The 12605-nt window shown below is 41.0% G+C and carries 10 protein-coding genes; 8 read left to right on the plus strand and 2 right to left on the minus strand.

Going from position 1 to position 12605, the window contains the following annotated elements; all coding sequences use genetic code 11:
• The first annotated feature begins 168 nt into the window (after positions 1–168).
• Complete coding sequence (locus RB160_RS12320) at positions 169–717, plus strand: GNAT family N-acetyltransferase (protein WP_316570669.1); 549 nt, start codon at positions 169–171, stop codon at positions 715–717.
• 45 nt (positions 718–762) lie between these two features.
• Here RB160_RS12320 and RB160_RS12325 read toward each other — a convergent pair whose 3' ends face one another.
• Positions 763–1554, minus strand: coding sequence for a hypothetical protein (locus tag RB160_RS12325; RefSeq protein WP_316570670.1), 792 nt, complete (start codon positions 1552–1554; stop codon positions 763–765).
• A gap of 135 nt (positions 1555–1689) precedes the next feature.
• Here RB160_RS12325 and RB160_RS12330 point away from each other — a divergent pair, with 135 nt between their 5' ends.
• The 5 genes from RB160_RS12330 to RB160_RS12350 all read left to right on the plus strand — a co-directional run bounded on the left by RB160_RS12330 (position 1690) and on the right by RB160_RS12350 (position 9739).
• Positions 1690–2283, plus strand: coding sequence for a hypothetical protein (locus RB160_RS12330; protein WP_316570671.1), 594 nt, complete (start codon positions 1690–1692; stop codon positions 2281–2283).
• A gap of 93 nt (positions 2284–2376) precedes the next feature.
• The gene (gene rlmD / locus RB160_RS12335; RefSeq protein WP_316570673.1) at positions 2377–3747 is read left to right on the plus strand and encodes a 23S rRNA (uracil(1939)-C(5))-methyltransferase RlmD; all 1371 of its coding nucleotides are present in this window, start codon (positions 2377–2379) and stop codon (positions 3745–3747) included.
• Between the two features lie 275 nt (positions 3748–4022).
• Complete coding sequence (locus RB160_RS12340) at positions 4023–5516, plus strand: type I restriction-modification system subunit M (RefSeq protein WP_316570674.1); 1494 nt, start codon at positions 4023–4025, stop codon at positions 5514–5516.
• Positions 5516–6763, plus strand: coding sequence for a restriction endonuclease subunit S (locus RB160_RS12345; protein WP_316570675.1), 1248 nt, complete (start codon positions 5516–5518; stop codon positions 6761–6763). The genes RB160_RS12340 and RB160_RS12345 overlap by 1 nt, the downstream gene beginning before the upstream one ends.
• 30 nt (positions 6764–6793) lie before the next feature.
• The gene (locus RB160_RS12350; RefSeq protein WP_316570676.1) at positions 6794–9739 is read left to right on the plus strand and encodes an HsdR family type I site-specific deoxyribonuclease; all 2946 of its coding nucleotides are present in this window, start codon (positions 6794–6796) and stop codon (positions 9737–9739) included.
• A gap of 29 nt (positions 9740–9768) precedes the next feature.
• Here the strand turns inward: RB160_RS12350 and RB160_RS12355 are convergent, their stop codons facing one another.
• Complete coding sequence (locus tag RB160_RS12355; protein ID WP_316570677.1) at positions 9769–10491, minus strand: M48 family metallopeptidase; 723 nt, start codon at positions 10489–10491, stop codon at positions 9769–9771.
• Between the two features lie 168 nt (positions 10492–10659).
• On the opposite strand from RB160_RS12355, the gene RB160_RS12360 reads away from it, so the two are divergent.
• Entirely contained in the window at positions 10660–10989 is a 330-nt protein-coding gene (locus RB160_RS12360; RefSeq protein WP_316570678.1) for a hypothetical protein, read from the plus strand.
• 314 nt (positions 10990–11303) lie between these two features.
• A complete protein-coding gene (locus tag RB160_RS12365; protein WP_316570679.1) occupies positions 11304–12260 on the plus strand; it encodes an AlbA family DNA-binding domain-containing protein in 957 nt (318 codons plus the stop codon).
• The last annotated feature ends 345 nt before the right edge of the window (positions 12261–12605 follow it).

The raw sequence follows: 12605 nt of genomic DNA on the forward strand, positions 1-12605 counted from the left end.
ATTAAAATGAAGTCAAATTAATCCAGGGTTAGCTAGCAAATTAGCTAGTACCTGGATAGTAGTGAATTATGGGAAGTTACTTCGCGCAATTTCAAAATTACTCTCTTTTTCTGCTGTCCTTAAAGCTCTGAAAAACTAAATAAGATCCAATCGAATGGGGGATTTCCTATGGCAAAAATAAGCCCGAAACAGATAAACATGAATGATGGCACGGAACTTATCCTTAGGGAGGCAGCCGCGGTAGATGCGGAAGCGGTCCTGAAATACACACAGGAAATCCTCGCTGATTCCCCGTATTTAATGACTACACCCGAAGAATTTACCCAGACGGCAAGCCAGCAGAAGGAGTGGCTCGTCCGGATGGCGGAAGATCCAAATAAGATCGCAATCATTGCGGAATCGAACGGAATGATTATTGGATTTCTTGATTTCCATAACGGAAACAGGGTCCGGAATATGCATCAAGGTGCATTCGGGATGAGCGTGAAACGGGAATACCGGAACAAGGGAGTCGGTAAAGCACTGCTCAATGCCTTGCTAGAATGGGCCGAGCGTAACCCCTTAATTGAAAAGACCACCCTTGAGGTATTTGCCGATAATGCAAATGCCATCGCCTTATATAAAAAAATGGGCTTTGAAATGGAAGGGATCAAGAGAAAAGCGGCCAAGACGGACGCAGGTTACCATAATCTATTCCTGATGGCCAAGTTTGTATAGGCCAAAAACAAAAAACTTCAGACAGGTACTGTCTGAAGCCAAAAATCATTCGGGGTTTTTAACATCATACTGCAGGTGTTCCGACAAATATGGGTTCTGTCCCTGAATAAAAACATTAGCAAGGTAATAATCCTCGGGGATTTCAAACCTGGTAGCCGTTGTAAAGTGAAGGCCTACGATATCTTTAAGCAATCCGGGCTGTTTCCATGGAACTGAATAGTATAAGGACGGGGAAGAGTTCATGTGGAAAAAAGGATCCGCATTGTTTTCGACTGGCCTGGATGAAGGATGGATCTCTTTAACTTCCCGATTGATTTTTTCGGAACCAATGGTTGATGCGGTCCACCACACTTGCTTTGAGTATTTCTCAAACGCTAGAACTTCTGGTGCCAACTGGATTTCAATCCTCATTGGTTTGAGTGGCCCCGAGGCATAATCGAAGTGATGCTCGGTAATGATGGTGAAGTTCCTGTCTCCTTCATGCACAAGCTTCAGGTTAACCTTTTCAAGACTTGAGAACTTTGGCAGAAAAGAAGTTGAATATGATTTTAGTAGAGATTCATATTTCTTTTTTGTGAGGTTATAACTCCGGTCTGAATTATTAATTTTTCTGAAAAAGTCTATCTCAGAGACAATCTCTCCATCAATCCCCAGGAATGCAGTTCGTTCCGTATTTGTCATGTGGCTAATGGCGATTTTGGAAAAGCCAAGCCGCTCCAAATGCCGCAAGTCATGTTCTGAAATCGATGAATCCGGGTTTTCAAATTTTTCACTATCGGTGATAACCACGGCTTGGGATATGTAATCGAGATAGGTGGCTCCTGTATAAATGAACAAAAGAATCGTCAGGGCGCTTGCAATACGAAGAAAAGATAGTTTATTTTTCAGTTCTGCCCCTCCTTTACACCTATTAATAGTATACTATTACAATATTATACATGTGGAACGGATAGTGCGATAGGGGGAATAAGCGTGGGCTTCGGGACAATGGCGGTTGGTTTCTTCTTCATATTCTTTAATTTCAATATTGGGCCGGTGAATCTCTTTCCGGATATAATTGGTCATATTCTTCTTTTTATAGGCGGGTATCGGCTTGCAGGGCATATGGATAATAAACGGTTTCAAGTACTGGGAAAGACAGCTCTGTTGTTAATTGCGATGTCGGTGCTTGAGCTTTTTGTAAAAAACTCATCCATCCTAAATGGGGCTATAAATGCTACAGATACAATTGAAGGAAGACTGTTTATTGGGATAACCACTCTCCTTTCAGTAGCCCTGGCGGTTTTCTTTTTCCACAATCTTTCAACGGGAATCAGCGAGGAAGCATTGGAAAAAGGAAACTCTGATTTGGCTGAGAGGGCTGCAAACACGAATAAGCTTTTTATCATTTTCCAGGCAGTCGGAGCTTTCGTTTTATTAGGAGGATTAATCTTTGCGGGTGAGGTTGTCCAGTTACAGTTTGGTGGGATAGGCATCCTCCTTATGGTAGGCTTGATTGCCATTATTCTTTATTTATTCATTAGGGTCAGAAAAATGCTGAAGCTAGCCTCGGAAACATTCGAATGAGACAAACAGAAAAGCTGGTGAAAACCGGCTTTTTTCGCATTCGCTTAGCGATTATGATAAAATCCTTTTATTACTAAGAGCGAGGTCGAAACAATGACAAAATCAATTCCAGTCCGGAAAAATGACTATATAGATGTACGATTTGAAGACTTGACCCATGACGGTGCCGGGGTTGCCAAGGTAGAAGGATTTCCGGTCTTCGTCTCAGGCGCCCTACCGGAAGAATCGGGAAAAATAAAAATCATTAAAACACAAAAAAACTATGCAATCGGGAAATTGATTGAAATCAATGAAAAAAGCCCGTACCGGGTTGACATCCCGGCTCGGGACAAACATAAATATGGAGGCTGCCAGCTGCAGCATATGTCTTATGAAGGCCAGTTGAAATATAAGGAAAACCAGGTAAGGCAGGTGCTCGCGCGGATCGGCAAACTTGAAGATGTGGTTGTCCATCCGGTGCTTGGCATGGGAGAGCCATGGCATTACAGGAACAAGGCCCAGGTCCCGGTCGGTGAAAAGGACGGAAAGCTGATTGCGGGCTTTTTTAAACCTAGAAGCCACGAGATTGTCGACACGGATGAGAGCCTGATTCAGCTTCCCGAGGTCAATGAAGCGATCAATGTGGTAAAGGAAACTTGCAGTCGGCTTGGTATCGAAGCCTATGATGAGCAGACCCATAAAGGTGTCCTCCGCCATATCATGGCCCGCTATGGCAAGCAAACTGGCGAACTGATGGTTGTCCTAATTACAAGGACACTGGAGCTCCCTCATAAAAACAAGATTACCGAAGAAATTACCGCCAGGCTTCCGAAGGTAAAATCGATTGTCCATAACGTCAATTCAATGCGCACAAATGTCATCATGGGGCCGCAAACAACGGTTATTTGGGGAAATGAATTCATCTATGACTTTATTGGCGATGTGAAATTCGCCATTTCGGCTATGTCGTTTTACCAGGTCAATCCCGACCAGACAAAGGTGCTGTATGAAAAGGCTTTGGAATATGCGGGGCTGACCGGCGGCGAAACAGTTATTGACGCCTACTGCGGAATCGGAACCATCTCACTGTTCCTCGCACAAAAAGCAGGCCGTGTTTTCGGAGTGGAAGTAGTACCCCAGGCCATTGAAGACGCCAAGCGGAATGCGGAGTTGAACGGCATTTCGAATGCTGAATTCGAAGCAGGGGAAGCGGAAGTTGTAATCCCGAAGTGGTATAAGGATGGCAACAGGGCCGACGTCCTTGTCGTCGACCCGCCGCGCAAAGGCTGCGACGAAGCGCTCCTTCAGACGATCATTGACATGAAGCCAGCAAAAGTCGTCTACGTATCCTGCAATCCTGGAACACTCGCACGAGACCTCCGGATCCTTGAGGACGGGGGATACAAGACCGTGGAAGTACAGCCTGTTGACATGTTTCCGCAGACGACACATGTGGAGTGCTGTGTGTTGCTAAAATTACGTTAAAAATAATAGCAGAAGAAAGCGAGAATCTGTAAAAAATTCTCGCTGTTCCATCTGTCTTTATTTCAATTCGTTCAACAAGACGATGATGTAATTCCGGACTCAAGGTAACGATATTAACGAAGTGATGGAGCTCTCTTTTTAGTTTGTTAATCTGTTCCCTTGCCCAACCTAAAAGTTGGGCATTATATTTTGGTATGCGCTGGATTCCATTAATATGGTAATATAAAAATATTAGCAATAAAGTAACTTTCGGTTTAAAAAGGGAGAGAAACTGGTTGAATAAATTAACACTTCAAGAATTAGAATCTCATTTATGGAAGTCAGCCGATATTCTTCGCGGCTCTGTTGATTCCAGTGACTATAAGAACTACATATTCGGATTACTTTTTTTGAAAAGGCTTAGTGATGTTTTTGAAGAACATAAGCAAGAATTGGTTGAGGAGCATGGGGAAGAAATAGGCCAGTTGCTAGCTGAAGATCCAGAACAGTTTCAGTTTTATGTACCTGAGGCTGCCAGATGGGCAGAAATCCGTAAGCATGCATCTGATATCGGCACAGTTATTAACGTGGCCTTTGAGGCTCTAGAAAATGAAAATGCAACGCTCGAAGGCGTGTTAACTCCAATAGACTTTAACCGCAAAGAGGTACTAACCGATGGGATATTGCAGCGCTTACTCCAACATTTCTCATTGCTTGATTTATCAAATAAAAACCTTTCTGAACCAGATATGCTAGGACGGGCTTACGAATACTTGATAAAAATGTTTGCGGACGATGCGGGTAAAAAGGGCGGAGAGTTTTATACGCCGTCCAAAGTCGTTGAGCTCATTGTGGAGCTAATCAAGCCAGAAGAAGGCATGCGAGTATATGACCCGACATGCGGATCGGGCGGTATGCTTATTCAATCGGTGGACTATGTGAAGAGGCATGGCGGGAATCCTCAATCCTTGTCTTTGTTTGGACAGGAAAAGAACCTAGGTACATGGTCCATTGCGAAAATGAATCTTCTCTTGCATGGTTTGCCGGATCATCGGATTGAAAAAGGAGATACGATTAGGCAGCCTAAACTTCTTGAAGACGGAGAAATCATGCTGTTTGACCGGGTTATCGCCAACCCTCCGTTCTCTTTGAAAGAATGGGGTCGGGAAGAAGCTGAAAATGATCCCTACGGACGTTTCCAATACGGGATTCCCCCGAAAAACGCTGGGGATTACGCTTTTGTACAGCATATGGTAGCTTCGTTAAAATCTAATGGGATGGCAGGAGTAGTCATGCCTCACGGTGTCTTGTTCCGTGGCGGCGCGGAAGGGAGAATTCGTCAGGGATTAATAGAAGCGGATCTACTGGAAGCTGTTATTGGACTTCCTTCAAATCTCTTTTATGGTACTGGGATTCCGGCTTGTATTCTAATCTTTAATCGTAATAAACCGGAGGAACGTAAAGGGAAGGTCTTATTTATTGCAGCTGAAAGCGATTATCAGGAAGGCAAGAATCAAAATACATTACGAGATATTGATATTAAAAAAATTGTAGCCGCGTTTGACACATATGCAGATGTTGAAAAGTATGCTCGTACTGTTGCATTAAGGGAAATAAAAGAAAACGATTATAACTTAAATATTACACGGTATATAGATAAATCAGAAGAAGAAGAGCAATTGGATTTATTAGCTGTAGTAAATGAGATTAAAGACCTTGAAAACAACCAAGCTGCTATAAAAGCGAAGTTAAATGGGTATTTAAGGGATCTTGGGATTGGTGAAGTGTAATGACCATGGTAGCTAACAAAGTAACTAAAGGTTATAGGATGACAGAATTAGGAGAAATCCCCATGGAATGGGAAATTCAAACTCTTGATGATATATCGATAAAAATTTTAGATGGGGTACATTCAACTCCCTCTTATACTAAAGAAGGAATTAAGTTTTTGAGTGTTGAGAATATTACCAATGAAAATTTCACAGCAACAAAATATATCTCTTTAGAAGATCATCTTGAGTACTCTAAACGTTGCAATGTGGAGAAAAACGATATATTAATGACCAGAATTGGTACTCTTGGTATACCAAGATTGGTGGATTGGGACTTTGAATCCAGTATATATGTTAGCTTAGCTTTAATTAAGCTTAAAAACAAGAGACAAGCTAAATTTCTTGCCCAATATATGAGGTCTGATATTTTCTTGAAAGAAGTAATGAAACGGTCGTTGTTAAATGCTACGCCCCAAAAAATTAATTTGGGGGATATAGGGAAAATCCCCGTTATTCTACCTAGTTTTAATGAGCAGCAACAAATAGCGGAAATCCTGTCAGCACTAGACCAGCAAATCGAGATTACCAACCAGCTGATTGAAAAAATAAAAGAACTCAAAAAAGGCTTAATGCAACAATTACTAACCAAAGGAATTGGTCATAGTGAGTTTAAACAGACCGAACTTGGGGAGATACCTGTTGTTTGGGAGTTGAAAACATTAGGACAGTCATGTCATGTGATAATGGGACAGTCACCTAAAGGAGATTCTTATAATACGAACGGGACCGGTATACCATTACTAAATGGTCCCACTGAATTTGGAGATAGGCATCCAAAAGTAATACAATGGACCACTTCTCCAACAAAATTTTGTGAGGCAAACGACATTTTATTCTGTGTTCGTGGTAGTTCAATAGGTCGAATGAATATTGCTAATCAACGTTATTGTATTGGAAGGGGATTGGCAGCTATACGACAAGGTAAGGATACCATCACAAAATATATAGGCTATATTCTAGAACATAAAATTGAACAGGTTTTAAAAAACACATCAGGTTCAACTTTTCCCAATATTACGAAGGATGAACTAAATGGGGTAAGTTTACCAATTCCTTCGATTGAAGAACAGAATAAAATAGTCGATATTCTTTCAACTGTGGACGAACAAATCAAATCCTATGAACAAGAAAAAGAAAAATATACGAAACTCAAAAAAGGTTTAATGCAACAGCTGTTTACAGGTAAACTGCGGGTGACGGTTTAATCTGTCTCCCGCTTCTTATAGGAGGTGAGAATGATGGAACCTTTGGAATATACAGAAGTGGAACTGCCGTTTATTGAACAGCTTCAAAACTACGGTTATGCCTATATAAAAGGCTTGGATTTGGACCCTGAACGGAAGGGACGTGGCAGTTTTGTTTTGGAAGGTCGCTTAACAATAACTATAAGGAAGCTGAATCCCTGGATTAGCGAGGCAAACATTAAAAAGGTCGTAAAGCAACTTGTCTCTTTCCAAGCCGAGGATTTGCTTGACGCCAATAGGACATTGTATAACTGGCTGTTTGGTCAAGGGATATCAGTACTGCAAGATTTGGGCGGCGGCAAGAAGAACCAGACTGTCAGGTTGATTGATTTTGAAAAAATAGCCAACAATGATTTCCTAGTGGTGAACCAGATTTCGTATACCAATGCGAATGGAACAATTCGCCCGGATATCGTCATCTATGTCAACGGCCTGCCATTAATCATAGTGGAGTGTAAAAGCCCCAAGTTGAAATGGGACCAGCAATTACCGGAAGGGGTTCGTCAGTTTGACCGGTATCAGGAGACCCATGAAAAACTGTTCTGGTATAACCAAATCCTCATTGTAACAAGTAGAGACAGGACGCGTATAGGAACAATAATGGCCCACCCGCAACATTATGGTCTTTGGAAGGATCCTTATCCTCTCACCTTGGAGGAAGTGGGAAGTAGCCGCGCTCAAGATATCCTTGTTGCCGGAACACTGAGAAAGGAAGCAGTTCTAGATTTGATGAGGAATTTTATTGTTTTTGACGGGAAGGTAAAAAAGCTAGCCCGTTACCAGCAATATCGAGCTGTCAATAAAGCGCTCGAACGAATCAAGACTGAGGACAAACCTTCGCTTCGAGGCGGGGTTGTTTGGCATACGCAGGGGTCTGGGAAGTCTTTAACCATGGTTTATTTGTCTATGAAACTTCGCCGGGTCGAAAGCCTACAAAACCCGATGCTAGTCATTGTAACTGACCGCCAGGATCTCGATGACCAGATAACGAAGACGTTCCAGAATTGCGGTTTCCCGAATCCGACTCAGGCAATTTCTGTTGCCGACTTGAAACTTCTTTTATCAAAAGGACCTGGAACCACGGTTATGACGTTGATTCAAAAGTTCCAGGGTGCGGAGGATGAAGAAGGTAACGTTATTTTCCCTATCATCTCTGAAGCCGAAAATATTATCGTAATGACGGATGAATCGCACCGGTCTCAATACAAAGGCCTCGCTATGAACATGAGGAAGGCACTTCCAAATGCAACCTTCATTGGCTTTACCGGAACGCCAATTGATAAAAAGACACGTTCGACAACGAAGAAATTTGGTTCCTATATTGATAAATACACGATTGAACAGGCGGTAGAGGATGGGGCCACAGTTCAGATTTTTTATGAATCACGCCTGCCGAAAGTCCATGTAAAAGGCGATTCTCTAGACGAAATTTTCAACCGGGTGTTTTTTGAATACGATGAAGATACACGCGAGAAAATTAAGCAGAAACATGTTAATGAAGAGTTAATCCTAACAGCGCCTGAACGGATGCGGGAAATTGCCCTTGATATTGTCCGCCACTTCGAATCCCATATTCTTGTAAATGGCTATAAGGCCCAGGTGGTAGCGGTGTCCAGGGCTGCAGCTGTGAGATATAAGGAACTGATTGATGAATTTGCTGCCGGGCAGTTTGAGACAGCCGTCATTATTTCTGCTGGCCCCAATGATAAAGAAAAACTCAGAAAGCACCATATTACGAAGGAAGAAGAAAAGGCTTTGATTGAGCGGTTCAAACGGCCTTTTACCGAAGACAAGCTTGCGATGCTCATTATCTGTGATAAGCTGCTGACCGGATTCGATGCACCTATTGAGCAGGTCATGTATTTAGACAAACCGCTTCGCGAGCACAATTTGCTACAGGCCATTGCAAGGACCAACCGGAGGTATGATGAAAACAAAACATACGGGCTGATTGTTGATTACTTTGGGGTTTCTCGATTCCTGGATCAGGCGCTTGAAATTTTTAGTTCGAACGATGTTAAAGGGGCGCTGCAGTCAATTGATGAAGAACTTCCCCGCCTAGAGCAAAGGCATAGGTCCGCGATGCGCTTTTTTGACGGGCTCCAGAGGTCCCAGCGTGAGGAGAGTGTGCTTCGGCTTGCGGACGAGGGTGTAAGAGCTGAGTTTGAAATTTCCTTTAAACGATTTGCACAAAGCATGGATAAAGTGATGCCAAGCCCTAAAGCTGAACCGTTTGTTTCTGACCTGAAACACTTAGGAGTCATTCGTCAGTTGGCTAAGTCGCGGTTTATCGTAGATGACGGTATGGACATTTCCGATTGTGGTGAAAAGGTGCGTAATATCATTTATACCAGCTTGAAGGCGGAAGGCATTGAAGTACGCGAACCCGTTTCGATTCTTTATGCCTCGTTTAAAGAGGAAGTAGAAAAGAACGAATTGCCAGAAACAAAGGCTGCCCAGATTGAGCATGCAATCAAACGTGAGATTTCCGTACGGATGGATGAGGACGAGGTTTTCTATACGTCTTTGAAACAAAAGGTAGAGGACTTGATTGCCAGGTTTAAAGAGCGGCAAATGGATATTTATGAGCTTTTGAATAAGTTTTATGATGCTAGGGAAGAGCTTGTTACCAAGGTTCAAGGGAAAACTTCTAGCGGCTTAAGCTCATATGAGGAACCGTACTACAACAAGTTCCTTGAAGTGTATGAAGGTGCCAGACCTGTTGATGAACTGAAGGACTATGCAGTCGAGGTCCACAAGTTTATTGAGGAACGAGTAACAAAGATTCCTGATTGGACAAGCAAGAACGACTTCAAACGCAGATTGAACGCTGATTTGAAAATTCTCCTTTTGAAGAAAAAGATGTCTATGAGTGATGCCTCCATGCTTGTAGGTTATTTTTCGGCTTTGGCCGAAGTACAATACAGTAACAAATAAGGACCAGTCTCCCTTAGGATTCTGGTCCTTTATATGTCTAACGTTCCTCCGTTCATCCGTAACCATTCTTTCCGTTTCTCATAGTCAGGGAGCAGCATCCTTAACGTTTCCCAATACTCCTTTGAGTGGTTCATGATTTTGAGATGTACAAGTTCATGCGCCAAGACGTAATCAATAGCAGATGCGGGTGCCAGGAAAATCCTCCAATTTAAAAGGATATTTCCAGCAGGGGTACAACTGCCCCATCGTTGTTCCTGGTCTTTAATGGTTATTCCTATTGGTTCGGCCTGAAGCTTTATAGTGAATCTTTTTATCCTCTCTCTTGTATACAGCAAAGCTCGTTCTTTTATCCAATTAATATAAAGCGGTAGTAAAACCTCCCGATGATTTTGAACGGATATTTCCTTAGGAAGTTCAGCTAGAAATTGACCTTGGTAAAACCGAAAGCTAGATGTATAAGTATCGGCCTTTATTACTTTAAGCCGATAATTACGTCCTAGATAAGGCAGTTTTTCCCCTGATACAAAACGCCTCACCTGAACAGCAGTCTTCATTTCATCGAGATCCGTAAGCTGACGAACAATCCATCCAGCTTTTTTATACAAAGTAGATTCGATTTTATCAAAAGGAACATTGGGAGGTGAAACAACCGACACCCCATACTGGCCGACGGAAATACCTAAGGTCTTACGACGATTACTTCTTGTTAGTGTATATGGTATTTCTTGATTACCAAATCGTATAAAAAGCATTTTCATCTTCCCTTCGTTGACAATTATACAAGAAAGCTGACCTCAATACATAACTATCAAAGATTTCAATAAAATAATTAGTTTATTTATGTAATTTATCTTTTTAAGGAAAACATTTAAGAGGATAGTAGCCCTTTTTGCCGAATTAATAGGAAGAAAGGAGGGTTAATGCGAAATTATATTCCAATCATAAGCGTGACAATAACAGCAATAGTTGCTGTCATAACTTTGTTCTTGTCACCAGTATTAGCGAACCTAAAAGATAAGAAAGAATTCAAAAGAAAACACAATTATGAGCAGTTAAAGGAACTTTATTTTGAGGTCTATGGGATTGTTATTCAATCTGAATACTTTAGATACTATTTTCGGACCTTTAAGGATTTTAATATAGGAATAATCGAAGCCCCGTTCTTAGAGATACACTTAAAAAGAGTAACAATGATTAACCTTCACTCGATTGAAGAGGAAGTCATGAATGATTTTAGCGAAAATAATTAAGAAAAGATTGTTAAAACAATTATTGAAAAACAAATATTTGCATCGCAAAGGCTTTTGAAATTGGCAGTTGCCTACAGATATATCCATAAAAAATATTAAAAACCAGATATAAGTAACCGGGATAAAGAAGTTCTTCAAAAGGAAGAAATCAAACTCTTATACCTTTTAATTACAACCATTGTAAAGGAAACTAATGAGCTTCTAGCCGAATGCAATATGCCTTTCGACGGAAAAGAAATTTCATATGAATACATCAACCATGATTTGTATGCAGAAGCGGATAAAACCTATAAGGAGTTGGGAGGCGATTAACATTGAGTAAAAACCCTTGGGAATGGACCACTGTAGATGATATACAAGAGTTGATTGATAATCAAGTTAAAGAGAGTATAAGCCTGGACTATAAACAAAGTGGTGCACTTCAGAAAAATGAAGAAAGCAAAAAAGGAATTAGCAAACACGTTTCAGCATTTGCCAATTCAGCTGGAGGCACATTAATTTATGGGGTTAAAGAGGATAAATGCTACCCTACAGATATTGATAATGGCAGTGACCCGAAAGTAATAACCAAAGAATGGCTTGAAGATGTAATTTCAGGAACAATAGAAAGACGCATACCAAATATATTAATTAATCAGATTCCATTACCTAATGGAAATGTGATTTATGTAGTATATATCCCACAGAGTACACTCGCACCTCATATGGCCAACATTGAAAAAAAATACTTCAAACGCTATAATTTTAAGTCAGAACCCATGGAAGAATATGAAGTTAGGGATGTAATGAATCGACATACGTCAGCCAACCTTAAACTCAATATTAAGTTGGATTGTCAAGACCCACTCTTTCCGGAGCTAGGATCTTTTTCTAATCCAGTTAGCGTACAAATACTTATGAGTAACGACTCCATTATTCCTGCTGAATATACGTCAATTAGAATGTTCTTTGACTCAAGGCTTAATCTTCCTAGCGGTTTTTCGAGCTTTACTGAAAAACCGGAAACTCAATTACCCCTTGAGGGGCAAACTGTAACCATGAAAACATTTGACAGATACCTTTGTGCACCCAGAGATGTTCCACTTCTTAAAGGGATTTGCTTTCCCTTCTTCGGTGGGATTGGCCAAATGATAAAGGTTCCAAAACAAACTGGTTCTTTTTATATTGTAGTTAATTTACATACTGCTAGGGCTGAACCTAAGAGAATTGTTTTCATACTTTCCCACGATGGCAAGAGTTTAACTGTTATGGAGTTTACAGAAATACTTTAGGAAAAAAACAAAAGAAATGATATTTTTAATCAAGCCTATAAAGCCTTTTAGGTGGCAAGTTTACTCTCTTTTAGTATATCAATATAATACTCCGACTGAAGACACAGACAATTATGTTTGTGTCCTTTTTTGGTTATCCAGTTTCATTACTCAAAAGTTTTGAAACTGTTTAGTACATCCTCTTTAGCTTAGGTTTAATTCGGTGTAATATTATAGAACCAAAAAAGGTGGACAGAGGCTGTGGAAATGAAATTCGGATATGCACTCGTATCAACTACCGGTCAGGACTTACAAGTGTATATGGAAGCCTTACACCCAGAATAATGAGTGGGTTTGCTTTTGAAT

The organism is Neobacillus sp. YIM B06451, from assembly GCF_032667185.1.
Lineage (GTDB): Bacteria > Bacillota > Bacilli > Bacillales > Cytobacillaceae > Bacillus_D.